At 70.8% G+C, this 24,701-nt stretch carries 28 protein-coding genes and 1 pseudogene; 15 read left to right on the forward strand and 14 right to left on the reverse strand.

Features of this window, described 5'->3' with window-relative positions; genetic code table 11:
* Positions 1 to 10 precede the first annotated feature (10 nt).
* Together ABT232_RS19235 and ABT232_RS19240 are read right to left on the reverse strand one after the other, a co-directional pair.
* A complete protein-coding gene (locus tag ABT232_RS19235; protein ID WP_351841348.1) occupies positions 11 to 190 on the reverse strand; it encodes a DUF6480 family protein in 180 nt (59 codons plus the stop codon).
* Entirely contained in the window at positions 187 to 408 is a 222-nt protein-coding gene (locus tag ABT232_RS19240) for a hypothetical protein (RefSeq protein WP_351841350.1), read from the reverse strand. Before ABT232_RS19240 ends, ABT232_RS19235 begins: the two co-directional genes overlap by 4 nt.
* A 309-nt stretch (positions 409 to 717) precedes the next feature.
* On the opposite strand from ABT232_RS19240, the gene ABT232_RS19245 reads away from it, so the two are divergent.
* From ABT232_RS19245 to ABT232_RS19260, 4 genes are read left to right on the forward strand one after another with little or no spacing between them, the layout of a single operon-like run.
* Positions 718 to 1,623 carry an ABC transporter ATP-binding protein gene (locus ABT232_RS19245; RefSeq protein WP_351841351.1) on the forward strand — a complete coding sequence of 302 codons (906 nt, stop codon included), beginning with the start codon at positions 718 to 720 and terminating at the stop codon, positions 1,621 to 1,623.
* Positions 1,620 to 2,411, forward strand: a complete 792-nt coding sequence (locus ABT232_RS19250) for an ABC transporter permease (protein ID WP_351841353.1) — start codon at positions 1,620 to 1,622, stop codon at positions 2,409 to 2,411. Before ABT232_RS19245 ends, ABT232_RS19250 begins: the two co-directional genes overlap by 4 nt.
* 8 nt (positions 2,412 to 2,419) lie before the next feature.
* A complete protein-coding gene (locus ABT232_RS19255) occupies positions 2,420 to 3,718 on the forward strand; it encodes a sensor histidine kinase (RefSeq protein ID WP_351841355.1) in 1,299 nt (432 codons plus the stop codon).
* Positions 3,711 to 4,352 carry a response regulator gene (locus ABT232_RS19260; RefSeq protein ID WP_351841357.1) on the forward strand — a complete coding sequence of 214 codons (642 nt, stop codon included), beginning with the start codon at positions 3,711 to 3,713 and terminating at the stop codon, positions 4,350 to 4,352. The genes ABT232_RS19255 and ABT232_RS19260 overlap by 8 nt, the downstream gene beginning before the upstream one ends.
* Before the next feature lie 275 nt (positions 4,353 to 4,627).
* On the opposite strand, the gene ABT232_RS19265 is transcribed toward ABT232_RS19260, so the two are convergent.
* Both ABT232_RS19265 and ABT232_RS19270 read right to left on the reverse strand, forming a co-directional pair.
* Positions 4,628 to 5,581 carry a sigma-70 family RNA polymerase sigma factor gene (locus ABT232_RS19265; protein WP_351841359.1) on the reverse strand — a complete coding sequence of 318 codons (954 nt, stop codon included), beginning with the start codon at positions 5,579 to 5,581 and terminating at the stop codon, positions 4,628 to 4,630.
* Between the two features lie 10 nt (positions 5,582 to 5,591).
* Entirely contained in the window at positions 5,592 to 6,794 is a 1,203-nt protein-coding gene (locus ABT232_RS19270) for an NAD(P)/FAD-dependent oxidoreductase (protein WP_351841361.1), read from the reverse strand.
* A gap of 329 nt (positions 6,795 to 7,123) precedes the next feature.
* Between ABT232_RS19270 and ABT232_RS19275 the strand changes: the two genes are divergently transcribed.
* The gene (locus ABT232_RS19275; protein WP_351841363.1) at positions 7,124 to 7,771 is read left to right on the forward strand and encodes a hypothetical protein; all 648 of its coding nucleotides are present in this window, start codon (positions 7,124 to 7,126) and stop codon (positions 7,769 to 7,771) included.
* A gap of 71 nt (positions 7,772 to 7,842) precedes the next feature.
* Here ABT232_RS19275 and ABT232_RS19280 read toward each other — a convergent pair.
* Positions 7,843 to 7,983, reverse strand: a pseudogene (locus ABT232_RS19280) (AhpC/TSA family protein); the annotation flags it as partial.
* On the opposite strand from ABT232_RS19280, the gene ABT232_RS19285 reads away from it, so the two are divergent.
* A complete protein-coding gene (locus ABT232_RS19285; protein ID WP_351841365.1) occupies positions 7,970 to 8,818 on the forward strand; it encodes a cellulose binding domain-containing protein in 849 nt (282 codons plus the stop codon). The pseudogene ABT232_RS19280 and the gene ABT232_RS19285 overlap by 14 nt on opposite strands.
* Before the next feature lie 152 nt (positions 8,819 to 8,970).
* Here ABT232_RS19285 and ABT232_RS19290 read toward each other — a convergent pair whose 3' ends face one another.
* The 3 genes from ABT232_RS19290 to ABT232_RS19300 form a co-directional block, all read right to left on the reverse strand.
* Positions 8,971 to 9,870 (reverse strand): aminoglycoside phosphotransferase family protein, encoded by a 900-nt coding sequence (locus tag ABT232_RS19290; protein WP_351841367.1) that lies wholly within the window; start codon positions 9,868 to 9,870, stop codon positions 8,971 to 8,973.
* 129 nt (positions 9,871 to 9,999) lie between these two features.
* Positions 10,000 to 10,521: a peptidoglycan DD-metalloendopeptidase family protein gene (locus tag ABT232_RS19295; protein WP_351841369.1), complete on the reverse strand. Its 522-nt coding sequence runs from the start codon at positions 10,519 to 10,521 to the stop codon at positions 10,000 to 10,002.
* Between the two features lie 421 nt (positions 10,522 to 10,942).
* A complete protein-coding gene (locus ABT232_RS19300) occupies positions 10,943 to 11,332 on the reverse strand; it encodes a VOC family protein (RefSeq protein ID WP_351841371.1) in 390 nt (129 codons plus the stop codon).
* Positions 11,333 to 11,427: 95 nt separating this feature from the next.
* Between ABT232_RS19300 and ABT232_RS19305 the strand changes: the two genes are divergently transcribed.
* Positions 11,428 to 12,198, forward strand: coding sequence for a TetR/AcrR family transcriptional regulator (locus tag ABT232_RS19305; RefSeq protein ID WP_351841373.1), 771 nt, complete (start codon positions 11,428 to 11,430; stop codon positions 12,196 to 12,198).
* Positions 12,199 to 12,212: 14 nt separating this feature from the next.
* Here ABT232_RS19305 and ABT232_RS19310 read toward each other — a convergent pair whose 3' ends face one another.
* Positions 12,213 to 13,334 (reverse strand): helix-turn-helix transcriptional regulator, encoded by a 1,122-nt coding sequence (locus ABT232_RS19310; RefSeq protein WP_351841375.1) that lies wholly within the window; start codon positions 13,332 to 13,334, stop codon positions 12,213 to 12,215.
* A gap of 146 nt (positions 13,335 to 13,480) precedes the next feature.
* Here ABT232_RS19310 and ABT232_RS19315 point away from each other — a divergent pair, with 146 nt between their 5' ends.
* Positions 13,481 to 14,275, forward strand: coding sequence for an NIPSNAP family protein (locus ABT232_RS19315; RefSeq protein WP_351841377.1), 795 nt, complete (start codon positions 13,481 to 13,483; stop codon positions 14,273 to 14,275).
* A 147-nt stretch (positions 14,276 to 14,422) separates the two neighbouring features.
* Here the strand turns inward: ABT232_RS19315 and ABT232_RS19320 are convergent, their stop codons facing one another.
* Entirely contained in the window at positions 14,423 to 15,508 is a 1,086-nt protein-coding gene (locus ABT232_RS19320) for a DUF5937 family protein (protein WP_351841378.1), read from the reverse strand.
* A 99-nt stretch (positions 15,509 to 15,607) separates the two neighbouring features.
* On the opposite strand from ABT232_RS19320, the gene ABT232_RS19325 reads away from it, so the two are divergent.
* From ABT232_RS19325 to ABT232_RS19340, 4 genes are all read left to right on the forward strand, one after another.
* Positions 15,608 to 16,924 (forward strand): MFS transporter, encoded by a 1,317-nt coding sequence (locus ABT232_RS19325; RefSeq protein WP_351841380.1) that lies wholly within the window; start codon positions 15,608 to 15,610, stop codon positions 16,922 to 16,924.
* A 16-nt stretch (positions 16,925 to 16,940) separates the two neighbouring features.
* Positions 16,941 to 17,078: a twin-arginine translocation signal domain-containing protein gene (locus ABT232_RS19330; protein ID WP_351841382.1), complete on the forward strand. Its 138-nt coding sequence runs from the start codon at positions 16,941 to 16,943 to the stop codon at positions 17,076 to 17,078.
* A 79-nt stretch (positions 17,079 to 17,157) separates the two neighbouring features.
* Positions 17,158 to 17,661 (forward strand): substrate-binding domain-containing protein, encoded by a 504-nt coding sequence (locus ABT232_RS19335; protein WP_351841383.1) that lies wholly within the window; start codon positions 17,158 to 17,160, stop codon positions 17,659 to 17,661.
* Positions 17,662 to 17,710: 49 nt separating this feature from the next.
* Positions 17,711 to 18,070, forward strand: a complete 360-nt coding sequence (locus ABT232_RS19340; RefSeq protein ID WP_351841385.1) for a hypothetical protein — start codon at positions 17,711 to 17,713, stop codon at positions 18,068 to 18,070.
* A 571-nt stretch (positions 18,071 to 18,641) separates the two neighbouring features.
* Here the strand turns inward: ABT232_RS19340 and ABT232_RS19345 are convergent.
* Complete coding sequence (locus ABT232_RS19345) at positions 18,642 to 19,034, reverse strand: VOC family protein (RefSeq protein ID WP_351841387.1); 393 nt, start codon at positions 19,032 to 19,034, stop codon at positions 18,642 to 18,644.
* A 277-nt stretch (positions 19,035 to 19,311) separates the two neighbouring features.
* Here ABT232_RS19345 and ABT232_RS19350 point away from each other — a divergent pair, with 277 nt between their 5' ends.
* Both ABT232_RS19350 and ABT232_RS19355 read left to right on the forward strand, forming a co-directional pair.
* Positions 19,312 to 20,118, forward strand: a complete 807-nt coding sequence (locus ABT232_RS19350) for a hypothetical protein (protein ID WP_351841388.1) — start codon at positions 19,312 to 19,314, stop codon at positions 20,116 to 20,118.
* A 401-nt stretch (positions 20,119 to 20,519) separates the two neighbouring features.
* Positions 20,520 to 21,431 (forward strand): class I SAM-dependent methyltransferase, encoded by a 912-nt coding sequence (locus ABT232_RS19355; protein WP_351841390.1) that lies wholly within the window; start codon positions 20,520 to 20,522, stop codon positions 21,429 to 21,431.
* Here the strand turns inward: ABT232_RS19355 and ABT232_RS19360 are convergent.
* Positions 21,428 to 22,516: a hypothetical protein gene (locus tag ABT232_RS19360; RefSeq protein WP_351841392.1), complete on the reverse strand. Its 1,089-nt coding sequence runs from the start codon at positions 22,514 to 22,516 to the stop codon at positions 21,428 to 21,430. The genes ABT232_RS19355 and ABT232_RS19360 overlap by 4 nt on opposite strands.
* 127 nt (positions 22,517 to 22,643) lie before the next feature.
* A complete protein-coding gene (locus ABT232_RS19365; RefSeq protein ID WP_351841394.1) occupies positions 22,644 to 22,898 on the reverse strand; it encodes a DUF5132 domain-containing protein in 255 nt (84 codons plus the stop codon).
* A 211-nt stretch (positions 22,899 to 23,109) separates the two neighbouring features.
* On the opposite strand from ABT232_RS19365, the gene ABT232_RS19370 reads away from it, so the two are divergent.
* Positions 23,110 to 23,322, forward strand: a complete 213-nt coding sequence (locus tag ABT232_RS19370) for a hypothetical protein (protein WP_351841396.1) — start codon at positions 23,110 to 23,112, stop codon at positions 23,320 to 23,322.
* Between the two features lie 36 nt (positions 23,323 to 23,358).
* Here the strand turns inward: ABT232_RS19370 and ABT232_RS19375 are convergent, their stop codons facing one another.
* On the reverse strand, positions 23,359 to 24,663 hold the full coding sequence (locus ABT232_RS19375; protein WP_351841398.1) for an acyl-CoA dehydrogenase family protein: 1,305 nt from the start codon (positions 24,661 to 24,663) through the stop codon (positions 23,359 to 23,361).
* Between the last annotated feature and the right edge of the window lie 38 nt (positions 24,664 to 24,701).

Here is a 24,701-nt window from a genome sequence, read left to right on the forward strand (position 1 = left end):
AGCCGCCAGGTCACAGGTCGATGACTCTCGCCACGAAGAAGCCGGCGATGAGCAGACAGCCGATCACGATGAGGAACAGCCACAGGTGCGGGTGTTCCCAGACTCCGCCGTCCGGCCGCTCGGGATGGGCTTCGGCTGTCGACCCCTCCACGGGAGGTGTCTCGCCCGGCGGGTGCAGTGACTCGGTCACGATGCGTCGCCGTTCTCGTAGTTGGCCAGGGCGAGTCCCAGCGCGAAGAAGGTGGGGGCCCATTCGCCGACGAAGATGCCCCAGCGGTCCGCGCGCTCCAGGTTCTCGGTCCGGCTGGAGGTCAGCCACGAGACGAGGGACAGGCCGATGGAGGCGGTGGCGGCGAGGTAGGCGTGCTCGCTCTTCACACCGGCGTCGTGCAGCTTCTTGACGATCATGAGTGCTCCCACGAAGAGGGAAGATGGCGGATGGTCGGCCACTACTCAGGGCGCCGAATTGAACAAATCGCCCATCGACGGATGATTCGGGTCCGCGTGCCCGGACGGATGCACCGCGGTCGCGCCCTCGTGAGCCGGCGTCGTCCTGGCGAAGCATCGACCCGCCGAAGGCGAGGCCGAGGGCCACAGCGGCCATGCCCACGCGGCTTCGACCGCGACGGTCGTATCCCGCCATCAGCCGATCGGTTGATGTGCCTTCGAGCGCGATGGCCGATGCCCGCCCCCGCCCCGCCGCGGCACGCTCTCGGTATGGCAGTCATCGAAGTCAGCGGCCTGCGGAAGGCCTACGGGGGCAGAAGGGTCGTCGACGGTGTGTCCTTCGCCGTCGAGGAGGGGGAGGTCTTCGGAATCCTCGGTCCGAACGGCGCGGGCAAGACCACCACGGTGGAGTGCGTGGAGGGACTGCGGCGGCCGGACGGCGGAACCGTCCGGGTCGCCGGCTACGACCCGGCCATCGATCGCGGCGCCGTCACCCGCCTCCTGGGCGCCCAGCTCCAGGAGAGCCGGCTGCAACCGAAGATCACGGTGCGGGAGGCGCTCGAACTCTACGCCGCCTGCTACCCGGACCCCGCCGACTGGCGGGATCTGGCCGAGCGTCTGGGGCTCACCGCCCAGCTCCGAACCCGCTTCGCGAAGCTCTCCGGCGGCCAGAAGCAACGGCTGTTCATCGCGCTGGCCCTGGTCGGCAACCCGCGCATCGTCGTCCTGGACGAACTCACCACCGGCCTCGACCCGCGTGCCCGCCGGGACACCTGGCGGCTCATCGAGGAGGTGCGCGACAGCGGCGTCACCGTGCTGCTGGTCACGCACTTCATGGAGGAGGCCCAGCGCCTGTGCGACCGGATCGCGCTGATCGACAAGGGTCGCCTCACCGCGCTGGACACTCCGGCAGGCCTGATCGGGCGCAGCGCGGGCGGTACGGAGATCTCCTTCCGTCCCTCCGCGCCGCTGGACACCCGGCAGCTGGCGGACCTGCCCTCGGTCACGTCCGTGCGGGAGCTGGGCGGCGGCCGGATCGTGGTCGACGGCACCGACGAGACCGTCAGCGCGGTGCTCTCACTGCTCGCCGGGCAGGGCATCACCGCGCATCACCTCCGTATCACGGAGGCCACCTTGGACGACGCCTACCTCGACCTGACGGGACCCGACGCATGACCGCCACCAGCCCCGGCACCCGGCCGACCGCCTTCTCCCTCCCCCTCGGGGACGGCTCCGTCGCCGTGCTCAGGGCCGAGGCACGACTCTTCCTGCGGGAGCCCGCCGCCCTCTTCTGGATCCTCGCCTTCCCCACGCTCCTGCTGTGCGTGCTGGGCTCCATCCCCTCGTTCCGAGAGCACTCGGCGGATCTGGGCGGCCTGCGCGTCGTGGACCTGTACGTCCCCATCGCCGTACTGCTCGCCATGATCACGGCCGGCATCCAGTCCATGCCGCCCGTGCTGACCGGCTACCGCGAGCGGGGCATCCTGCGCCGGATGTCCACCACTCCCGTGCGGCCGGGCGCCCTCGTCGGCGCACAGATCGTGCTGCACGCCGCCGCCGTGGGAGTCTCCGCCGCGATCGCCATGGCGGTGGGCCGGATCGTGTTCGACGTGGCGTTGCCCCGCCATCTGCCCGGCTGGCTCACGGCGTTCGTCCTGGCCACCGTGGCCACCCTGGCGCTCGGCGGCACCGTCTCCGCCGTGAGCCGTACGACCAAGATCACTCAGGCGGTGGGTTCGGCGGTGTTCTTTCCGGCGATGTTCACCTCCGGGGTCTGGCTGCCCGTCTCGACCATGCCCGAGGCCATCCGGCGCGTCGTGGACCTCACCCCGCTGGGCGCCGCCGCGCAGTCCCTCGACGCGGCCGCGGCGGGAGACTGGCCCGGCTGGGCGCACCTCGGGATCATGGCGCTGTGGGCGGTGGTGCTGACGGCGGCGGCCGGACGCTGGTTCAAGTGGGAGTAGGGCAGGGGATGACGACGACGGTCGAGGAACGCTGGGCACAGTTCTTCCGGTACGGCCCGTATGCCCTGCTGGGCCTCGCCACCCTCGTCGGAGCCGCGGCCGCCGACGCGGTGATGACCCGCTCCGAGGTGTTCACCGCGGCGGGACTGGTTCTCGCCGCGCTGGCGCTTCAGGCGTGGTGGACCCGTGCGGTGCCGCGGCTGCTGGCGGCGGACAGGCTCAACGGCGGTGCGCAGGAACGGGGTTGTGACCAAGTGGCGGACGCCGGCATGCCGGTACTGCCCGGGCGCACCCTCGCGGGATACGTCTACTTCACCCTGCGTACCGTTCTCGCCTTCATCCTCACCTGGCTCAACCCGTTCTTCGCGATCTACGCCTGTCTCGGCTACTTCGACACCGGGCGGCTGCTGCCGCCGCGCGCCGCCCGGGTCGGGTACGTCGTCACCGCGGTCATCATGGGCGGCTCGCAGTCCGGCGGCCTGCCGCCCGCCTCTCCGCTCGGCTGGGCCGCATTCGGGGCGCTGTTCCTGCTGAACACCGTGCTCGTCCTCGTCATGAGCAATCTGGAGGCCAAGGAGGCCGAGAAGGTCAGGGAGCGAGCCGAGACGATCGCCGCCCTGGAGAAGGCACTCGCCGAGAACGCCGCCCTGCACGCCCAACTCGTGCTCCAGGCACGGGAGGCGGGCGTGGCCGACGAGCGGCGCCGCCTGGCCGCGGAGATCCACGACACCATCGCCCAGGGCCTGGCCGGGATCATCGCCCAGCTCCAGGTGGTCGCCTCCACCACCGACCCCGGCCTGGCCCGCGAACACCTGGACCGCGCCCAGACCCTGGCCCGGCACTCCCTGGGCGAGGCCCGTCGCTCGGTGCAGAATCTCTCCCCGGTCGCCCTGGAGCACGACACGCTCCCCGAGGCGCTGAAGAAGACCGTCGGCGAGTGGTCCGAACGGACCGGTGTCGCCGTCCGGTTCACGGTGACCGGTACCGAGGAACCCTTGCACGGGGAGGTCGCCGCCACTCTCCTGCGGATCGCCCAGGAAGCCCTCGCCAACGCCGCCAGACACGCCGAGGCCACCCGAGCCGGCGTCACCCTCTCCTACATGGGCGACGAGATCACCCTGGACGTACGTGACGACGGGCGCGGCTTCGATCCCCTCGCCGTGCCGCCGCGCACCGGCTCGGGCGGCTTCGGTCTGCACGGGATGCGCACCCGCGCCGAACGCATCGCGGGCACCGTCGCCGTGGAGTCGGAAGCCGGCCAGGGCACCGCGATCAGTGCTCGCGTACCGTTGGTCCGCCATGACTGACCACACCATCACCCTGCTGATCGTCGACGACCACCCCGTCGTACGGGACGGTCTGCGCGGTATGTTCGCCACCGCTCCCGGCTTCGGTGTCCTCGGCGAGGCCGCGGGCGGCGTCGAAGGCGTGGAGCTCGCCCTGCGCCTCGACCCGGATGTCGTGCTCATGGACCTGCGCATGCCGGCCGGCAGCGGTGTGGAGGCCATCGCCGAACTCACCCGACGCGGCGCCCGCGCCAAAGTCCTCGTTCTCACCACCTACGACACGGACACCGACACGATCCCCGCGATCGATGCCGGCGCCACCGGTTACCTGCTGAAGGACGCGCCTCGCGAGGAGTTGTTCGCAGCGGTCCGCGCCGCCGCCGAAGGGCGCACCGTCCTGTCCCCCGCGGTCGCCTCCCGCCTGGTCTCGGCCGTCCGCAAGCCCGCCGTCCCGGCGGGCGACAGGCTGTCGGCGCGGGAGCGCGAGGTGCTCGAACTGGTCGCCAAGGGCACGTCGAACCGCGAGATAGCGCGTGAACTCTTCATCAGCGAGGCGACCGTCAAGACTCATCTGACCCATCTGTACGGCAAGTTGGGTGTGAAGGACCGCGCGGCGGCCGTGGCGGTCGGCTATGACCGGGGCATCCTGGGCTGAGCCCCAGCCCCAGTGTGAGCCGCAGCCCCAGTGTGAGCCGCAGCCCCAGTGTGAGCCTGGGCCCGGCCGCGAGGGCGCGCGCCTGACCTGAAGGTGCTACAGCCGTAGCCGCAGCCGCCGACTCGCGGCTCGGCGCGACACACGCGCTGCGCCTGACCGCGGTCGGCGTCGGCTTCGGCGCCCGCGTCCGCCTCCGTTTCCGTATCCGTATCCGTGTCCGTATCCGTGTCCGTATCCGTGTCCGTGTCCGTTTCCGTATCCGTGCCCGTGTCAGCTCACCACTCGGCGACGAGCGGTACGTCCGGCTCGTGCTGCCGCCAGGCTTCGGTGAGGCGGACGAGACGCGCGGGGGTCGCGATGCCGCGTACCGTCGTGATCCTGCCGTTGGCGATGTCGAACGTCACGACGCCGCTGACCTTGGGCGGCGCTGTCGGGCCGTCGAGCACGACGAGGATGGCGGGAGCGCCGTTGACGAGTGCGTAGTGGATGGCGGGCGTGCCGCCGACGAGTCGCCGTTTCGCGGCGGTGGGCCTGAATCCGGCCCGTGCGACGGCGGCGATGCGCCGCGCCGTGTCGAACCGCAGCAGCTTCTGGGTCAGTCCGGCGCCGTCGGAGATCGCGATCGCGTCGTCCGTGAGCAGCGCCACCAGCCGTTCGGTACGGCCCGACGAGGCGGCGGCGAGGAATTCCTCGACGATCTTGCGGGCGGACGCCGGGTCGACCTCGCCGCCCCGGCCGCGCCCGGCGGTGATACGGCGCCGGGCGCGGTGGAGGTGCTGCTGGCTCGCGGACTCGGTGATGTCGAGGATCCCGGCGATCTCGGCATGACTGAAGGAGAACGCTTCGCGCAGGACGTAGACGGCCCGCTCGAAGGGTGACAGGCGTTCCATGAGGGTCAGCACGGCCAGGGAGACCGATTCGCGCTGCTCGAAGGTGTCGGCGGGGCCGAGCATGGGGTCGCCGTCGAGGAGCGGTTCGGGCAGCCACGCGCCGGCGGCGCGTTCGCGGCGGAACTGTGCCGAGCGGAGCCGGTCGAGGCACAGGTTGGTGACGACCTTGGTCAGCCATGCCTCCGGGACCTCGATCCGCTGCCGGTCTGCGGCCTGCCAGTGCAGGAACGCGTCCTGTACGGCGTCTTCGGCGTCGGTGGCGGAGCCCAGCAGCCGGTACGCCAACGAGGCCAGCCGGTTCCGGCCGGCCTCGAACCGATCCATGTCGGTGCTGTCCATGGGGATCACCCTAGGCGGCAACGCGATCGCTCGCGGACGCGTCGACCGCGACGGTCAGCCGGTGCCGGCGCTTGGGCAGGCCGAAGGTCGGATGCGAGGTGGCCCACAGCGACATCCAGAGGACGCCCGCCTTGATCCGCGCGGCTTTGCGGCCGGCGACGTGCTTCGGCTTCGCCTGCCCTTCGTCGTCCACCAACTGCACGATCCCGTCGTGCCGTCCGAGACTGATGTGGTTGCCCAGGTAGGCCAGCTTGACGTTCGCGATCTCGCGGCCGGTCAGGTTTGCCACGATCGCCTCCACGGCCTGCCGCCCGGTGTGTCCGGCCGAGGCGCAGGACATCGGCAGCGGTCGGCCGTTGTCGGCGATGGCGTAGGCGCTGTCGCCGACGACGTAGACGTTCCGGTGCGAGACGGACCGCATGGTGCGGTCGACGACGGCCCGGCCGGTGTCGGTGACCTCCAGCCCGCCGGCCGCGGCGATGGAGTCGACAGCGAACCCGGCCGTCCAGACGGTCGCGTCCGACGCCAGGGCGGTGCCGTCGGCGCACAGCACCCGTGCCGCCTCGACGGCTTCGACACTGGTGTGCTCCAGGACCGTGATGCCCAGCCGGTCACAGGCCCGGCGCAGGTGGCTGCGGGCTCCGGCGGAGAGCCGGGCGCCCAGTTCGCCGCGGGCGACCAGCGCCACCGACAGGCCGGGGCGGGACTCGGCGACCTCGGTGGCGGTCTCGATGCCGGTCAGCCCGTCGCCGACGACCACCACACTGCCTCCTTCGCCCCGCCCGGCCAGGCCGTCCAGACGCTCACGCAGCCGCAGTGCGGAGGCCCGGCCGGTGACGTCGTAGGCGTGCTCGGCCACGCCGGGCACACCGCCCTCGGCGACGCGGCTGCCGAGCGCGTAGACGAGCGTGTCGTAGCCGTACTCGCCACCGCCGTCGGCGTCGGCCACCGCGACGACCTGGCGCTCGGGGTCGACGGCGGTGACACGGGCCAGGCGCAGCCGTATGCCCGTGCCCGCGAAGATGTCGGCGAGCTTCGGAGCCTCGATCTCCTGACCGGCCGCGAGCTGGTGCAGCCGCAGCCGCTGGACGAAGTCCGGCTCGGCGTTGATCACGGTGATCTCGGTGTCCGCCGGGGAGAGCCGACGGGCCAGGTTCCCGGCCGCGAAGGCTCCGCCGTAGCCGGCGCCGAGAACGACGATGCGGTGCTTCATGCGTTGCTCCTGTCGGTTCGCTTGCTCCTGGTGACTTGAGCGGGACAGCGTCTCGATTGCTGACAGGAACGAGGTGTGATGTGGGACACAGGGCGGCCGGCGGGAGGGGCGGCCGACGATCGGGGCGAGACCGGGGCCTCGGACGCGCCACATACGAGCAAGTGCGCTCGCCTTGTTCGCGCGGCGCGGGCCACCGCACCCAGGATCGACGCAGTACGCCAAGGGTGGCGACCGAGCGCGATTCATCTGGTCCCACGCATGGCGAGGGCCGCGGGCCGGAAGGATGCAGGCGCTCCACCATCGACTCGGACAAGAGTGAGGGACGACCCATGCCGACCCCTGCCACCCTCTCCAGCTCCCTCTCCCCCTCCACTTCCACGGCCACCCGTCGCGCCTTCCTCACCAGGGCCGCCGGCACCGGGCTCGTGATAGCCGCCGGCGCCACCACAGCCCTGGCGACCGCCTCCCCCGCCCAGGCCGCGCAGCACCTGTGGAGGTGGTGCTACCAGTGCAGCCAGCTGTGGTTCTCCGGCAACGGCAGCGGTTACTGCCCGGTCGGCAGCGGCATCTTCGGCTGGGACCACGGCCACCAGAGCGCGAGCAGCGGCGACTACGTGCTCCTCTACGACACGGACCCCGGCGTCGGTGACACCAGCTGGAGGTGGTGCCGCGACTGCGCGGCCCTGTGGTCGAAGGGGTGGTGGGACAGCGGACGCACGACCTCGTACTGTCCCAACAGCAGCCGGCCGTTGCGATGGCACAACTACACCGGGTCGGGCACGTACAAGGTCGAAGCGCTGCCTGACGGCACCAACGGCCCCGGCGGCCAACGGCAGTGGTTCCTGTGCACCCGGTGCTCGGGCCTGTTCTTCACCGGCAACGGCTCCAACGGCACCTGCCCCGCCGGTGGCGCCCACCGCCACTGGGTGTCACCCGAACCGCAGATCGGTTACGAGTACGTGCTGCGCCAGCTTTGAGGCCCCTTCCGAGGCAACTCGGGGCCACCGCACGCAGCGGACAGCAGGCTTCGCCGCCGTGAACTCACAGCTCAGTCGAGTGCGTCGAGAGCGGTGAGGATGTCGGCCGGTTCGGCCCTCCTCGTGTAGTCGGCGTCGACGAAGGCCCAGCGGACGGCGCCATGACGGTCGATGACGTAGGTCGCCGGGAGCGGAAGCGTGCGCGGGTGGCCGCGCCTTGACCACGAGGTCCCGCTGGGCGGCCCCTCCAGCACCACGGGCATCAGCCTGAGCGACGTCCACGGCGGCACGCCGGACCCGACCGACACCCAGGCGCCGACGGCCCCGACCAGCTTGACCGGCACCGCGAAGACGTCGACCAGCGTCTCCCTCTCCTGGACGGCGTCGACCGACAACGTCCGCGTCACCGGGTACGACGTCTACCGGGGCGCGACCAAGGTGAACGCCACGCCGGTGACCGGCACCTCGTACACCGACACCGGACTCAGCCCTTCCACGGCGTACGCCTACACCGTCCGGGCCCGGGACGCGGCAGGCAACGTCTCCGCCTCCTCGGGGACGCTGAACGTGACCACGGAGTCGGCCGGCACTCCGTCCGGAGCGGTGAAGGTGCGGTACAAGAACAACGACGCGTCCGCGACCGACAACACCATCCGGCCCTCGCTCCAACTGGTCAACACCGGCAACTCCACCCTGGACCTGGCCACCGCCTCGCTGCGCTACTACTTCACGCGGGACGGTTCGGCCGCCGTCAGCGCCTGGTGCGACTACGCGGCGGTGGGCTGTGCGCAGGTCAAGCTACGGGTCGTTCCGCTGGCCACTCCCGTCACGGGCGCGGACGCCTACCTGGAGGTCACCTTCACGGGCGGCTCACTCGCGGCGGGTCGGGACACCGGCGACATCCAACTGCGGATGAGCAAGACGGACTGGTCGAACTTCGACGAGACGAACGACCGCAGCCGCACGACGGCCACCGCGTACACCGACGCACCGGCCGTCCCCGCGTACATCGGCACGGCCCTGGCCTGGGGAGGTGCCCCCGACTGAACCAAGGGCCCGACTCGACCGGCCGGGTTCTGATGTCGAGGCGCGCCGGGGAACTCGTCGATGAGTTTCCCGGCGCGCTCGACTCGGACGAACAGGGGCGCCGCAGGACCGCAAACGCCGTAGCCGTGCGGCGCGATCAGCCGATCGGCCGATCAGCCGATCAGGGCCTCGGTGATCTGCCGGGTGGTCTGCGCGGCCACCCGAGGGTTGACCGCGGCGTAGGTGGTGTAGGCGTTCAGGCCGGTGGCCAGGGCCCAGCCGCGGCCTCGTAGCCAGGTCGCGTCGTCCACGCCCAGCGCGGCCCGGAAGGCGGCCCGGCTGTCGGCGGACATCAGGGTGAAGGCGATCATCAGATCGCAGGCCGGGTCGCCGATGCCGAGCTCGCCGAAGTCGATGACGGCGCTCAGACGGCCGTCGAGGGTCAGCAGGTTGCCCGTGTGGAAGTCTCCGTGGAACCAGACCGGCGGGCCTTCCCAGCCAGGCGCGTTCAGCGCCGCGTCCCACAGTCCGGTCATCGCCTGAGCGTCGAACGTGCCGCTGACCTGGGTGATCGCGGCCCGTGTCGCGCTGTCCCTGGCGGCCAACGGCAGGGCGTCGAGGACGCCGGGGGCATTCTCGCCGGCGACGTCCACGGGCTCGAACCGCTGGAGAGCGGCAAGGAACCCGGCCAGTTCCACGGCGGCCTCGCGAGAGTCGGCAAGCCTCTCCACGGTCGCCACCTCACCCTCCAGCCAGCGGGACACCGCCCACGGCCACGGGTAGCCGAAGCCCGGCTGACCCACCGCCATCGGGACCGGGATCGCCAGCGGAAGGTGCGGAGCGAGTCGGGGCAGCCACTCTCGCTCCTTGCCGGCTTGCCCGACGACCTCGGCCCGGCAGGGCAGCCGTACGGACAGCTCCTCGCCCAGCCGGTAGATCACATGGTCCGAACCTGCCTGGTCGAACGCTTCCAGAGGCAGCGCCGCCCATTGCGGGAACTGGGTGTCCACCAGGCGCCTGACGAGTGCGGCGTCGATCAACGGGCGGATGTCCGTGACTTTCCCGGTCGCCAACTGCAACTCCTGCGGTCGACCCGCTCCGTGCGGCGGGCGGTCCGGGCCATCAAAGTGCTTGGCGCGTCCGGTTGTCGACCCGATTACCGCGCTGTGGAGCCTGCGGCGGCGACCGGGCCGAACCCCGTTCTACAGGGTCGGGGGGTTGCCGTCCTGGTGGAACTTGACGTGGGTGACGGTGCTGGAGTTGGCCGTGCTGAGGAACAAGCCGTACAGGTCCACGCCCAGGTACCGGCCGTGCGGCGCCCCTCCGATGATCTCCACCAGCGCCAAGTGGAGATGGGAAGCGGTGGGCGGGTGATGCTGGACCGCGCCGAGAACCTCACCACGGGTGATGGACTTGCCGGGGCCGATGTGGGGCGGCACCTTCGTGATGTGGGTGTAGAACGCACCCATCATGTCGTTGTGGGACCGCATGAAGAGCTCGGCGCCGTAGTTCTTGTCGGAGTCATGGGCGGGGTCGTGTGGATTGAACCTGGTCACATGGCCGTCGAACACCGCGCGGACCTCCGTGCCACCGGGGGCTCCGAGGTCCATGCCGAACTGGCTGTGCCACTCGGGCGGGCCGTGCGTGCCTCCGTTGGGTCCGCCGAGTCCGCCGGTGAATCCGGAGTCGAACGGGTGGGACATGTCGATCGTGAAGGCACTCATGGCGCACACTCCCTCGGCCGGGACAGTGAGACAGCCCGCGTTCCTCTCTTTCCAGTGTGGTTCGCCCAGCCCTGCTCGGCGAGTTCGGGGGATTGACGTGGTGGAGCACGGGCCGGCCGGCCGGTGGGCGACCAGTGGCGCGGGCCTCCAGTGGCCCCCCGCGAAGGGCGAGTGGAGTCCGTCGGTGCCCATGACCGCGCGCGGCGCACCGCAGGCAGGCAGGCAGGCAAGCAAGCAAGGGGAGCTCCCCGTCCTGGCTCGGGGGATGGCGCAGAACGGGGAGCTCACCTTCAGCATCCTCCGGGTGGACCGGAATGTCGCGGCGTAGCCGACCGGCCGACACTGTCCTCGTCCTCGGAGCCCGCGCGCTTCCGCGTCCGGGGCTCCTCGCCAGCGCCAGGCCACCGGCCGGTGCCGGGCCTCACTGGCCGGTGGAGGCGTTCCAGTCGACCAGCTGGACGATCACGCCGTTGGGGTCGCGCACCTGGAAGGCGCGCTCGCCCCACTCCTCCTCGGTCAGCGGCATGGTGATCGCGACGCCTTCCGAGCGGAGCCGCGCCAGCTCGCCCTCCAGATCATCGACGACGAAGGCAAGGATCAGGCCGGAGGCGTGGTCATCCCGCTGGTCCTCCGGCAGTGAGGCCAGTCCCCGCCGCAGAAAGATGACGTTCATCCCGGCGTCCTCGCGGGTCAGGGACGCGAAGCCGTCGGCGGCCATCACCTCCTGGAATCCGAAGTGCTCGACGAGAAAGGCGCTGGACGCCGGGACGTCGTCGACGTTCAGCGACACGGCACTGGAAGTGATCTTCACGGTGACTCCTTCGAGCTCACGCTCACACGACGACGAATACTCTGTACAACGTACACTATACATAGTACAGAGTAGGGATGCGGCAAGATGACCTCGTGCCTACGGAACGAACCAGCGCCGGCGATCCGGCCCGCACCCTGCAACTGCTGTGGCGCGACTCCACCGCCGATCGGCGCCGGGGACCGCGACGCGGCCTGAGCATCGACGCGGTGGTCGAGGCCGCCACCGCCATCGCCGACAGCGAAGGCCTCGAAGCGTTGACCATGCGTCGGGTCGCCAAGGAGCTCGACGTGGTGCCCATGACCCTGTACACCTACGTGCCGGGCAAAGCGGAACTCCTCGACCTCATGCTCGACGCCGCCTACGCGCGCATGCCGCACACCGACACCCGTGCGCAGCCCTGGCGCCGGCGCGTCGCCGCCGTCGCGGAGGAGAACAGGGCCCTGTTCCGGCGCCATCCCTGGGCCGCCAACGTCTCCACCGCCAGGCCACCGCTCGGTCCGGGGCTGATGGCGAAGTACGAGCACGAACTGTCCGCGCTCGACGGCCTCGGCCTCAGCGACGTCGAGATGGACGACTGCCTGACCCACCTGCTCACCTTCGTGCAGGCATGGGCCCGCGCCGACGCCGACGCCCGCGCCACCCGGCACGACAGCGCCATGAACGACCAGGAGTGGTGGGACGCCAACGCCCCGCTACTCGCCCGGGTTCTCGACGAGAACGCCTACCCCACGGCCGTACGCGTCGGCGCGGCGGCAGGCGCCGCGCACGGCAGCGCCTACGACCCCGATCACGCCTACGACTTCGGTCTGCAACGCGTCCTCGACGCCTTCGCCGCCCTGATCGAGCAGGGCGCAGACGGGTAGACGCGAGCGGTGAGTCATCCCGGTTCCTGAGCGCCGGAGCCAGTCATCTGTGCCGGGCAGCCACATCCGTAAGCCCTGGCGAGCACCCGTATAGTATCGGCCATGGCTTGGCGCAGCTCGGTCGGCGCGACGACCTCGACGTCGACACCGAGCCGCAGCAACTCGCCACAGGCATGCTCGGTGCTCTCGGTCGGGATGACCGCCTCGACCCACCCGTCGTCGCCGACGGCGGTCGCGGTGGAGTCGACCGCCCGCACCACCTCCGGCGGAACATTGTCCGGCAGGCGTCGGCGTCCGCGTGGGGACAGACGGATGGTGGCTGTGCCGGTGTGGCGGCGGCTCCGGAAGTCGTCGAGATAGGTGGTCCAGTACGCGCCCAGGTCGAATTCCTGCGGTCGCTCGAACAGTTCGTCGCTCGGCGCCGCGTCGAGGACTTGGGCCACTCGGTAGGTCGCGATGCGGCCCTTCGTGGCGGTGGCGCTCGCGCTGGCGCTGGCGTTCGCCGTGGCGGTGGCGGTGGCGTTCGCCGTGGCGGTTGCGGTTGCGGTTGCCGTGGAGGCCGCGGTGGAGGTCGCGGCCACGAGGTACCAGACACCGGACTTCAGCACCAGACCGTAGGGCCGAAGACGGCGACGCACTTCTTGGGGCGCGCGCCAGCGGCGGTAGCGCACATCCACCGCACGTCGGGCGAGTACCGCGTCGACGAACAGGGTGAGATACGGCGCCTGTTCGGGTTCCCGGTACCAGCCGGGCGCGTCCAGGTGGAACACCGCCGCGGTCCGCGCCGCCTCCTCTCGCGGTCCCGCCGGCAGCGCGGCCAGCAGCTTCAGCCGCGCCGCCGTCACCTCTGCCGCGAGGCCCAGGTCGGCGGCGGGCCCGGGCAGACCTGCGAAGAACAGTGCCCTCGCCTCGCCCTCGCTCATCCCGGTCAGGCGCGTGCGGTAGCCCTCGACCAGCTGATAACCGCCGCCACGCCCGGGCTCCGCGTAGACGGGCACCCCGGCGGCCTGGAGACGTTGCAGGTCCCGGTAGGCGGTGCGCACGGACACGCCCAGCTCGTCGGCGAGCCCTCGCGCGGAGACACGGCCTCGGGATTGCAGCAACAGCAGCATGGACAGCAGTCGACCGGCAGACATGGGCGCATTCTCTCCGTAAACCCTGACAGCCCTTGTCACACGGCCCGCCTACGGTCAAATCGCGCCCGTTGCTGGGCGATCGAGCCGGAACCAGCCCCGCACCCGTGGACCACACACCTCGGAAGAGGACCGAACAGGAGCCTGCCGTGCCCGCCACCGACCTTGTCAGCCGCCCTGCCCTGATCGAGCTTCGCCAGTACACGCTGCGGCCCGGTAGACGCGACGAGCTCATCGCCCTGTTCGACCGCGAGTTCGTCGAGGCCCAGGAGGAGGCAGGGGCGACCGGGATGCCCCGGACTGCCGAGGCCGCCGGGCGTGCCGAGGCCCCCGGAATGATCGTGCTCGGCCAGTTCCGGGACCTCGACGACCCGGATCGCTTCGTCTGGCTGCGTGGCTTCCGGGACATGGCGGTACGGCGGCACGCGCTGACCGCCTTCTACGACGGCCCCGTCTGGGCCGAGCACGGCCCGCGGGCCAACGCCACCATGGTCGACTCCGACGACGTCCTCCTCCTGCGCCCTCTCTCCGACGCGAGCGGTGTCACCGTCTCCCCGGCCCAGCGGCCCCCGGTCGGTGCTCCGGCGCCGGAGCGATTCGTGTCGGCCACCGTGTGGTCCTTCCCTCCCGGGCGGCACGACGGCATCGCCCTGATCCGGGACGGTCTCCTTCCCGTGCTCCGCGGGACGGGGCCCGCGCCGCTCACCGCCCTCACCACCGAGACGGCACACAACACCTTCCCGAGGCTGCCGATCCGCACCGGTGAGAACGTCGCCGTGGTCTTCGCCTCGTACCCCGATGAGGATGCGTACCGGCAGCACCTCGCCCAGGTGCGGGCGGATCCCCTGGTACGGGACGAGATCCTGCCGGGCATCGAGCGCGAACAGACAGCGGCCCCTCAGGTGCTGCGTCTGGCGCCCACGGGCCGCTCGCTCCTCTCCTGACGCACAGAGGCCACCTGGCCATCGCCTTGCAACTGATCGGCGGAGCGAAGGGTGAGAAGGCGCGAGCTGCGGGATACGGGAGACGGAAGGCGAGCAGAGGCCTTCCGACGGCACCGTCGGCACCGTCGGCATCGCCGGAGAAGCCGCTCAGCGCAGCACAGCCGTCAGCAGGTCGGTCCCCAGCGCCGTCAGGTCGGGCAGGTTGAGCGTGTAGCGGACGTAACGGCCGTGCCGCCGGGGTGTGAGCAGGCCCGCGCGGCGCAGGACCGCGAGGTGGCGGGAGACCTCGGGCGGTGAGAGTTCCCAGATGTGGGCCAGCTCGCCGGTGGTGTGCGGGCCGCGGGCCAGGGTGCGCAGGAGCCGCAGCCGTACCGGGTGGGAGAGTGCTTCCAGTCGTAGGGTGACTGTTTCCAGCGACACCGGCTCCGACGGGCCCGGCTCGGCCACGGGGTACTGCACCACCGGCTGCCACCCGGGCGCGTGGACCACCACCAGGTGCGGGTGGCTGAAGACACTGGGGATGAAGGTGACCCCGGTGCCGTGGGCCGCGGTCGCCTTGTCCTGCAGTTTGTCGACGACGATGCAGTCGCCGTCCGGTGCCAGGGTGACCGCGCCGGAGACCGATGCGAGTGCCGGCCCGATGCCCTGGTGTCTCAGCAGGTCGTTCTTCAGGCGCAGATCGGCGGCGAGCCGCACGGCGGCGCCCGCCCAGGCGGCGTCGAAGAAGGCCTCGGCGCACTGTTCGAGGGTGTCGCGGACCCGTGCCCGCACCGCGGCCGGGTCCGTGAGCAGCCGTTCCGCGAAGGCCTCTTGCCGCGCGCCACGGGCCTGGGCGAGGTCCAGGGCCCGTTCGCGCGCGGTCGCGTCGGTGAGCGGCGAGGGCGTGGCGAGGGGGACCCGGTTGCCGCCGCAGGTGGTGACGAGCGCCGCGGTCACATACCGCTCGTCGTCGATCCGGTCGACGTCGTCCAACTCCTCCGCGAGAGTCGGTCGAGGCCGGGCGGGGAGGAGGAAGTCGGCTTGTGAGGAGCGCCAGAGGAACTCCGCCTCCCGCAACCGCTCGGCCAGCTCGGGCCGCAGCCCGGACCAGACGTCCGCGGCCCAGCCGGCGAGCTGCGGATGATGGGCGGGTTCCGCCAGCACATGCAACATCTCGGTCAGCTCGGCCAGCGGGGAGGCGGCGAACCGCAGTCGCTCGGACGGCAGGCCGCCGATGTCGATCCTCAACGTCATCCCGTCAGCATCACCGATGGCGCGACGGGCGACGGCGTCGGTTGACGATGTCCGTCAACCGACGTGCCGGACGCGGCGGTCGTGCCCACCGTTTGCGCCATGACCACCACCGTCAAGATCCGGCCGCGCGCCCTCGTCCACGCCTCCGGAGGCCCCCGTTATGCCGTCACCCTGTCCGTGGACGCGCTCGGCACGGGCCTGCTGCGGCCCTTTCTGCTTCTCTACGGCGTGACGGTGCTGGATCTGTCCGCGGCGGCCACCGGCATCGCCATGACCTGCGGCATCGTCGCGGGTCTGGTGTGCATGCCGGCGGTGGGCCGATGGCTGGACCGGGGCGCTCGCAGCACGGTCGTGGCGGCGTCGATGCTGGTGCGGGTGGTGGGCGTCGTGCTGCTTCTGGGCACGCCGCCCGGTCAGGTCTGGTTGTTCTCCACGGCGGCGCTCTTCCTCGGCGTCGGCAATCAGGCGTGGCCGGCCGCCCACGCGGCGCTCGTGGCCACGGTCGCCGAGGGCCGTGAGCGCGACGCCGCGCTCGCGGCGGGCCGCGCCCTGCGCAACGCCGGCCTGGGCGTGGGTGCGCTCATCGCCACCGTGTGCCTCGCGGGCGGCACCACCGCACTGCGGGCGCTCGCGGCCGTCACGGGGCTCGCCTGTCTCGCCGCGGCGGCGCTGGCGTGGTCGGTGCGTCTGCGCGCGCGTCCGCTCCCCGGCCCTGCTCTCGGCCCCGCCCTCGGCAGCGCCGCCGGGCCCGCGCCGAGGATGCGCGCGCTGCTGGCCGCGAACGTGGTCTACGTCTTCTGCCTGAACGTTCCCGAGATCGCGCTGCCGCTGGTCCTGGTGACGCAGTTGCACGCGTCGCCGGTGTGGTCGGCGGCCGTCTTCGTGGCCAACACGGTGCTGGTGGTCACCTTGCAGGTGCCGGTCACCGTCCTGATGTCCCGGTTCTCCCGGCGGACCGTGCTGGCGCTCGCGGGAGTGGTGCTGACCGCGTCCTACCTCGGCTTTCTCGCGGCCACCTCGCTGGGGCACGGCTGGGGCGCGCCGGCCGTCGCCGCGGTGTCCGTGCTCTGCACGATCGGCGAGATCGTCTACGCAGGCAGCGCCACCGCTCTCGTCACCGTCCTCGCCCCGGCTCATGTCCTGGGACGCACTCTCGCCCGCTTCGAGCTCTCCACGGGCTTCGGCCTCGCCGTCTCCCCGGCGGCCATCACCGCGCTCGCGTCCCACGGCCCGACCGCCCTGTGGGGAAGCCTCGCCACCGCGACACTCCTCTCCGCCTCCGTCGTGGCCACGGACACCCACCTGAGCCCTTCCGACCCGCCCAGGCCTTCCGTCCACCCCGAGTACGCCGCCCGCGGAGGGCCGACGCTTCCTCGAGCGCCTCTCTCTTCTCGTGAGTGCCCTCCGAAGGGTTGACACCGACGATACCGAGGTGAGCGCTCACCAGTGGACGAGACGTCAGATCCTGGGCACCGCTGCGGGCACGGGAGCCGCGCTCGGCGCATCCGCACTGATGACCCCGGGCGTCGCTCAGGCCCATGACGGCAGGCCCGGATCGAGGCCCCCATGAAGATCATCGCCATCGAGGAAGCCGTGCTGCTCCCGGGGCCCGTCACCTCGCCGTACAGACATCGCTGAAGAAGGCGGGTGTGGACACCGACGAAGTCCGTTTCGTCGAAGTTCCCTTCAGCGACATGCTCGACGGACTCGACGACGCCCAGGTCGATGCCATCGCAACGGTCCAGCCGTACATGGGCGCCGTCGAGGCCGCCGGGCACACTTCGCTCGGCGACCCCTTCCTCGCGGTCGACTCCCCCGCCGTCGCCGGCATGTGGATCGCCGACCGGGAGTGGGCGCAGAAGAACCCCGGAACGATCGCCTCCTTCATCGCCGCACTGAACTCCGCCGACCGCTGGGCGTCGGCCCACACCGACGGAGCGAGAACCTTCCTGTCATCCGCACTGCGGTACCTCGCGCGCGCCGCGCAGACGGCTCCGCTGCCCAACTGGGACACCTCGATCTCGCCCGCGTCACTGGAGCCCTGGATACAGGCCCTCGCCGGCCCCGGACAGGTCGTCGGCGACTTGCCGGCCACCGACCGGTCATCGCCCCGGCGGTCGCTGCGGTTGCCGCGGCCACCACCGGGGTCATGATGGAAACAACGGGTGACCCTTCGATCCCCACTCCTCCAAGAAGGCGATCATGGGACAACACGGCGGGCACGTGACGATCTTCCCGAGCTGGGTTCCTCAGAAGACCATCATCGACATCATGTGGGACGACTCCAGGCTGTCGGATCCCCACCCCAGAGACAGGTGGGACGGAGAACTCGCCCTGCTCGCGAGAACGTCCAGCACCCAGGGCGAATGGGAGTGGGATGCGGCGGCGCAGAAACTTGGCCTGTGGGTGCCCGTCCCCGAGGGCGGCCACCGACGCCTGGTCGCAACGCTCCATCAGTTCACGTTCCCCATCAAGGGAATGTCGGGAACCGGCAGCCTGATGCCCGGTCTCGCACCGGCCAGCGGAGAGCTGACTCTGACGTGGCAAGGAGACTCGCTGTAGACGCCCGCGCACGGCGACAGCACCGAAGCTCTGGGCTTGCTCAAAAGGCGCTTCAGGTCACCCGGACGCGGGGCATCCTGCGGGCAGTCGGTGCGAAGGCCCGGCGGAAGGGGGACGTCATGTTGATCGGGTTCGTGCTGGTGGGTGGGTTCGTCCTCACCGTTGTCACAGTGGTCACCTGGATGGTGCGCCGCGCCTGGCGCCGCGCCTGGGACGACCTGGGCCTGCAGGCCACAGGTGCCACGGGCTACGGCTGGAGCTCCGGCCGTCCGGGCCACGGAACATGGTCACCCGGTACCCGCACCGGCACGACGACACACGGCGCCGGCAGCTCCTCCGACCAGTCGTCCTGGTGGGAGACCGGCGCGAGCGGAGGCTCATCCAGCGACTGCTCCAGCGACAGTTCGTCGTCGTGCGGAAGCAGCTCCTCGTCATGCGGCAGCTCGTCCTCCTGCGGAAGCAGCTCGTCGTCCTGCGGCAGTTCCTGCTGAGGTCAGGAGGAGGGTGGGCGACTCACCGTACGCCCACCTCGGCCCGACGGTGCACTGCCGGAGAAGCACACGGCTCTCGGTCAGTCCTCCTGGAGCACGGAGAGGACGTTGCCGGCCGGGTCGGTGAACCATGCGATGGCCGCGGGGCCACCGCCGCCGACCCGGACGATGCCCTTCTCGTCGTGCTCGAAGCCCGAGTAGCGCTCAAGGGTGACACCGCGCTGTTCGAGTTCGGCGACGGCGGCATCGATGTCCTCGACGGGGAAGTTGAGGATCGTGAACGTCGCGGGGGTGTGCGTCTCCTTCGGGTAGACGAAGACCTGCGTGCCGCTGCCGAGCCTGAGGGTCAGCATCCGCATGTCTCCCTCCCCCGTCTCCTCCACCTGGAGGCCGAGCGTCTCGCCGTAGAACCGGCGGGCCTCGCCGAGGTCGTCGACCGAGAAGCCGCTGAACGCCTGTGACTGACCGAACATGCTCTGTGTCTCCTCCGCGGGTGGTCCGTTCTGCACGGCCCAGGCCACATCACACGTACCGCGGTCACAGGGCACGCCACGCGGGTCGCGGCCGAATGGTGGCGCGCCCTTCACCCTGCTGGAGTCGGCCCCTCCCGCACCGCCGCACTGGAGCGGAGGACGGGGTCGTTCCTGACGGTGGGGCAGGCGCACCTGCTGGTCGCCGAGCGTCGGCCCCACCCAGCCGTGACACCCCACCCCGCGCAACGCCCACTCGACGACGTTGTAGCCTCCGCCTGTGACCTATGGCCGGAGTCGGAACGGGAATCCTCCTCCCCACGAGCTGCCTCATTATCAAGCGCTCCTGGACGATACCGACTGGGCGTCACTCGCCACCGCACGCGGTACAGGCGAATCCCTGCCGACCGCGCTGGCACGCATCATCAGCCCCGACCCGGTCGTGAGGGCCGCCGCCACCGACATGGCGCTCAGGGAAGTGACTCACCAGAACACCATCTACGAAGCCACCGTGCCCGTAGCGCTCTACGCCGCGGCCGTCCTCGACCACCCGGTGATCGCGGCAGACGACTTCGGCCACAACGCCGACGCGCCACCGCACCGCCCGACCCTCGTGCGACTCCTCGAGTGGCTCAGCGGCACCGCCTACGACGCCGACGACGAGTGCGTCGCCATCGCTGAACGCCTCTTCGGCAACGGGTTCCTCGACGAGGACCATGACCTGCGCGCATTCCGAGACGCGCGCCCGGCGATCTTCTCCGGTGTCCATCCCCTCCTCGGCCACGACCACGGGGACGTACGCGACGCGGCCCTGGTCGCCGCGATTCCGCTCGCAGAGCACCCTGACCTCACCGCGCACCGAGCCGAGCTGGTCGATCACGCCTGCCGTCTGCTGGCCACCAGCACCGACCGTCACCATCGAGACCGTGTCCTCGACGCCATGAAGACATGGGGCTACGACACCAGTGCCCTGGAGAACGCGGACGACATCGCAGCCCGCGAGCGTTACGCCCGTTTCAAAGCGGAACGTGATTCCTGGTGGGCGGCCGACGGGACAGGCGGCTACTCCGAAGATCCACCGTTCTGACTCCAGGACGCGCGGCGCCCCAAGCACCCCGTGCATCACTCGCCATGGGAATCCCACCCCAGGCGACGAGCCGGCGGCCGGACAAGCCAAGGTCGGAACTGCACTCACCTGGCCATGCACCGGGCGATGACGCCCCACGGGCACGACAGGCGACGCACCTCGCGGCACTCGCGCCGCCGGCGAACCGCATGACGGCCGTCCGCCGATCGACTCCACAACGGCGCGCCTCGGTCCTGTGGGCGGTCCGCTGTGGAAGATCGGTGCGGTGGCGATCTCGGAGCAGGCCGCCCGGTTCGCCACTCCATGTGAGGAGGTCCGGCCATCGAACTGTTCAGGGACGATTCCCCCACCGCCCATGCACCGCTCCTGCCCGGCAGGTTCAGCGGCACGTCGGGGGCGTCATGACCGGCGCTCAGCGTGGTGAAGCGCCGGGTGGCGGGCGTTACGGTGAGGCCGTCTTTCCTCCCGGGCAGGCGGGCGAAGGTGAGCGCATCGACTTCGGTGCTCTCGCCTACGACGACATCACCATGGCGCGGCTGCGGGCGCTCGGGGTCGGTCCGGGGTGGCGGTGCCTCGATGTGGGTGCGGGGACGGGCACCGTGTCTCGCCGGTTGTTGGACGAGGCCGGGGTCGCGGGCGTGCTCGCGGTGGATCGCGACGTACGTTTTCTCGCCGAGCGGCCCGCGCCCGGGCTGGAGGTGCTGGAAGCCGACATCACCGCCCCCGACTTCAGCGCCGCCGACTTCACCGCCACCGACATCACCGCCCGTGGCTTCGTCGCCGAGCCGTTCCAGCTCGTCCACGCGCGCTTCGTGCTGATGCACCTGCCCGAGCGCGAACGCCTGATCTCAGCGCTGGCCGAACTCGTCGCCCCCGGCGGTGTGCTGGTGCTCAGCGACGGGGTCGACCTGACGAGCGACCGGACGCCCGGTACGCCGTACACCGCGGTGATGCGGGCGATGTGGCAGGGGCTGCGGGACACCATCGGCACCGATGTCTCCTGGGTGCCGTCGTACCCGCAACTGCTGCGCGGAGCGGGGCTCCTGCCCGTCGCCGCCGAGATTCATGTGCCGCCGCTCGTACCGGGCAGTCCCATCAGCCGCTTCTGGGCGGACACCTGGGAGCGGAGCAGAGCGGCGATGCTCGCCACCGGCCTCGTCGACGACTCGGCCGTCGACGCGGCGGTGCGCTACCTCGGGTCCGACGAATGCGCCGCGCTGTCAGCCGGCATGCTCACCGTCTGGGGATGGAAGCCCGAGAAGCCCGAGAAGCCGGAGAAGCCGGAGAACCCCCAGAAGCCCGAGCGGCTCTAGTCGCCGCCACCGCCACCTCCGCCGTCACCACCGCCGCCGTCACCGCCACCTCCGCCGTCTCCTCCGCCGGAGCCTCCACCGTCGCCGCCGTCACCGCCGTCCGAGCCCCAGCCGTCGGCGCCGCCGGGTTCGTTGTCGTCACGGCCGGTGCCGAGGTTGCTGAACCACGGGCGGTCCCACCAGGCGTCGGCGGTGATCGGCTCCGACTCGATCGACCGGCGCCGCTCGGCCCGGAAGCGCGCTGCTCCTGTGGTGTCACCGATCCCGAAGGTGACAGCGAAGGCATGCGCCATGACGGCGTCCAGCGGGTCGGAGCTCTCGTACTGCACCGGGCTCAGCGGCAGCAGGACACTGCCAGGCTCGGGCCGCGGCCGCCCGCGCGGGCGCGTCAGGAGGGCGACACGGCGTTCGTCGCGCGACAGCCACGAACTCTTCGCGGTCTCCCGCCGCAACTCCCAGTACTGTCCCGGCAGCCGGACCTCCACGCGCCGCTTGGACTTGCGATGCTTCTTCTTGAGGCTGAGCTCCGCCACCACGTCCCCGACCGTCAGGCGCAGGCCGCGGGAGGGGTAGTGGTCGCCGCGGTGGAAGCCGTAGGGCGCCCGTATGCGTACGACGGGAGCGTTCGGCCCCCATACGTCCACGCGCACCAGGTTCCGGTCGACGGCGACGGTGATCGGCCCGGCGGGGCCCGGTGCGAACCGGCGCGCGATCCACAGCGGTACGCCCTCGGCCTGGGCCCGGGCCGACAGGACCGCGACCTGTTCCGGGCCGCCGCAGTGTCGTACGGCCAGCTCGCCCAGTGTCCGGGCGAACTCGGCGGCTCGGCGTACCTTCAGCGGTCTGGTGGTGCCGGTCGCTCGCGTCACCGGGACGACGCCGGGCCCGGCCGCCAGAAGTTCCAGCGGGCGTTCCGTCCCACCGCCGCCGAGCCAGTGGCCGCGCTGGAACGCCTCGGCGATGGCGGCGAGGTTCAGCTCGTGCAACGGCGTGTTCCTGCCGCCTCCGCGCAGCTCGCCCTCGGTCAGCTCGACGGTTCGCGCCAGCGGGTTCCACGACCGCTCGCCGTACAGCACCTGGCTCACAACACCCCCATATGTACGCGCCTCGACAGGCCCGACCCTCACTCAGAGAGTGGCAGGAGCACCTGGACGGTTCCCGGTGGCCGGCATGTGACGGCGGCGAGCGAGCGTGGGGCCCGGCGAGTCAGCGTCATGGGGTGGCGGCGCCGGCCCGGGACCTCTTGGCGCCCTGACGCGGGACCTCCGAGCCGTCCTGGAGGTCGGCGGCCAGCACTTCCGCGGTCGCCTCGGCGGCGATGTCGCTCAGGTCCTCGTTGATCTCGTGGGCGACTCGCTTGGCGTCGAGCACCAGTTTCACCGAGGACTTGACCGTTCCTCGCAGGATCTTCTTGATGAGGGGCGCCGAAGCCGCTCCGACCAAGAAGACAGGGATCACAGGAAGCATTTTCAGCACAGCCCTTCTTGAAGTGCGGCAGATATTCCGCCAGTGTTCTCCTAATCCGAGCCTAGCTCCTCAAAGGAGCGCTTTTCCAGGATATTCACCCTTTCGAGTACATCCCTCTTTCTTTGATCTTTTCCATCTCCTCGCAGCCATATTCTGCACCCTGAGGCATGCTGGGTTGCGCCTCTTGACCTGCGATGAGACAGGAGTGCACATGGAGAAATCCGCTGCCGGCGAGGCGGATGCGTCGATGGAAACGGGAATGGAAGAAGTTCTTTATTCCGCGGAAGTGCGCCGCGTCGAGGGAAAATGCACACTCGTCATCAATGATCACCTGCACGGCCATGTGGAGGTGTACGCGGTACCGAAAAAGGCCGTGCAGAAACTTCCCTTCTATCTCTCCATGTTGCGGAACAAACTGGATTGAGCGACCCCCGAGAGGAATCTCGGGGGTCATCGCCTCTCAGGGCTGCCGCTGTGCCACCAGGGGCGGGACCGGTCGGCAGCTCTCCAGCAGAGAGTGCGCCAGCACGCTGTACATGGTGTCGTTCGGGCCGTCGGCGATACGGAGTCCGCGGATGTCCCTGAGGCGCTTCTCTATCGGCGTGCGGCAGGTGTACCCCTCGCTGCCGTGCAGTTGCAGCCCGATGTCGACGGCCCGGTAGGACGCGTCCGTGGCGAGGGCCTTGGCCGCGGAGCAGGCCGCCACATCGGCGTCGTCGCCCTCCCGCCCCGCCGCCTCCGCCTGTTCCATCCGCTCCAGGAGGGAGAAGCACCAGGCAGTGGCCGCCTGCACCTCGGCCGCCGCCGTGCCGAGGCGGGACACCACGGAGGGAACGTTCGCCAGAGACGTCCTGCCGACACTGCGCCTACGGGCCCGGACCATCGTCTCCTCGATCGCCGCCGTCGCCGCACCCAGGCAGACCAGCGCCATCATCAGACGCCAGTTGGAGAAGTGCGCGTCGAAGATGCGGCGGCCCTCGCCGGGCGCTCCGAGCAGGAGCTCCTTGCCGACGCCTACGCCGTCGAAGTGCAGATGCCCGAGGCTCCAGCCCCGCAGGCCGAGCGGAACGCTGGTCTCGGTGAGCACGCCGGCGGTCGCTGTCGGCACCCACACCGCCGACAGCGGCACCTTGCGCAGCCACGCGTCGTCGGCATTGCTGGCCGCGACCTGCTCCGGCCCGATCACCTTGCAGAAGACGACGAAACCGGTGGCCTCCTCCACCCGGCTGACCAGCCCCTTCGTTCCGGACAGTCTGAGATGGTCACCGTGGTCGACTGCCAGAGTGCGCAGACCGCGCAGGTCGGACCCGGAGTGCGGTTCGCTCGACGCCACGCCCGCCAGCTCGCCGCGGGCGACGACGCTGTCGTGGACGGCCTGCCGGACGAGGGGCCCGCCGTACCGCAGGGCCATGGCGCCGTGTCCCGAACTGAAGATCTCCCGGGCGTCGCAGTCCCGTCGCCCGGCCAGGAACATGGCGAGGCCTTGTGCGACGCGTCCGAGTCCCGGGGGAACCCCTGCGGCGGTGTCCAGGCCGCCCGGCGCACGGCCTCTTCTGTCCCGCTGCTCGACCGGCGCCCAGGCCAGGTCGAAGCCCGTCAGCCCGGCGGCCGCGGCGTGTTGGCGCAGTTCGAGCCACGGCGGCCGGGCCGCCTCCTCCGTGACGGGCTCGGGCAGGTGTGTGTCGAGGAAGTCGTTGACTCGGGTCGTGAAGTCCCGCAGAGCAGGATGGCGGGACAGGACGGCGCAGGATTCCGAGAAGAACACGTGCGGTCTCCTAGACGGCTCGAGGGGGGAGCGGGCAC

It is taken from the genome of Streptomyces sp. NPDC001532, assembly GCF_040298625.1.
In the GTDB taxonomy this organism is placed as follows: Bacteria; Actinomycetota; Actinomycetes; order Streptomycetales; family Streptomycetaceae; genus Streptomyces.

What these genes read in the sequence shown, in the direction of transcription:
- ABT232_RS19240 (WP_351841350.1), bottom strand. Translation starts at nt 408, where the DNA reads ATGATCGTCAAGAAGCTGCACGACGCCGGTGTGAAGAGCGAGCACGCC.
- ABT232_RS19245 (WP_351841351.1), top strand. Translation starts at nt 718, where the DNA reads ATGGCAGTCATCGAAGTCAGCGGCCTGCGGAAGGCCTACGGGGGCAGA.
- ABT232_RS19250 (WP_351841353.1), top strand. Translation starts at nt 1,620, where the DNA reads ATGACCGCCACCAGCCCCGGCACCCGGCCGACCGCCTTCTCCCTCCCC.
- ABT232_RS19255 (WP_351841355.1), top strand. Translation starts at nt 2,420, where the DNA reads ATGACGACGACGGTCGAGGAACGCTGGGCACAGTTCTTCCGGTACGGC.
- ABT232_RS19260 (WP_351841357.1), top strand. Translation starts at nt 3,711, where the DNA reads ATGACTGACCACACCATCACCCTGCTGATCGTCGACGACCACCCCGTC.
- ABT232_RS19265 (WP_351841359.1), bottom strand. Translation starts at nt 5,581, where the DNA reads ATGGACAGCACCGACATGGATCGGTTCGAGGCCGGCCGGAACCGGCTG.
- ABT232_RS19270 (WP_351841361.1), bottom strand. Translation starts at nt 6,794, where the DNA reads ATGAAGCACCGCATCGTCGTTCTCGGCGCCGGCTACGGCGGAGCCTTC.
- ABT232_RS19275 (WP_351841363.1), top strand. Translation starts at nt 7,124, where the DNA reads ATGCCGACCCCTGCCACCCTCTCCAGCTCCCTCTCCCCCTCCACTTCC.
- ABT232_RS19295 (WP_351841369.1), bottom strand. Translation starts at nt 10,521, where the DNA reads ATGAGTGCCTTCACGATCGACATGTCCCACCCGTTCGACTCCGGATTC.
- ABT232_RS19310 (WP_351841375.1), bottom strand. Translation starts at nt 13,334, where the DNA reads ATGTCTGCCGGTCGACTGCTGTCCATGCTGCTGTTGCTGCAATCCCGA.
- ABT232_RS19320 (WP_351841378.1), bottom strand. Translation starts at nt 15,508, where the DNA reads ATGACGTTGAGGATCGACATCGGCGGCCTGCCGTCCGAGCGACTGCGG.
- ABT232_RS19325 (WP_351841380.1), top strand. Translation starts at nt 15,608, where the DNA reads ATGACCACCACCGTCAAGATCCGGCCGCGCGCCCTCGTCCACGCCTCC.
- ABT232_RS19340 (WP_351841385.1), top strand. Translation starts at nt 17,711, where the DNA reads ATGGGACAACACGGCGGGCACGTGACGATCTTCCCGAGCTGGGTTCCT.
- ABT232_RS19345 (WP_351841387.1), bottom strand. Translation starts at nt 19,034, where the DNA reads ATGTTCGGTCAGTCACAGGCGTTCAGCGGCTTCTCGGTCGACGACCTC.
- ABT232_RS19355 (WP_351841390.1), top strand. Translation starts at nt 20,520, where the DNA reads ATGACCGGCGCTCAGCGTGGTGAAGCGCCGGGTGGCGGGCGTTACGGT.
- ABT232_RS19365 (WP_351841394.1), bottom strand. Translation starts at nt 22,898, where the DNA reads ATGCTTCCTGTGATCCCTGTCTTCTTGGTCGGAGCGGCTTCGGCGCCC.
- ABT232_RS19370 (WP_351841396.1), top strand. Translation starts at nt 23,110, where the DNA reads ATGGAGAAATCCGCTGCCGGCGAGGCGGATGCGTCGATGGAAACGGGA.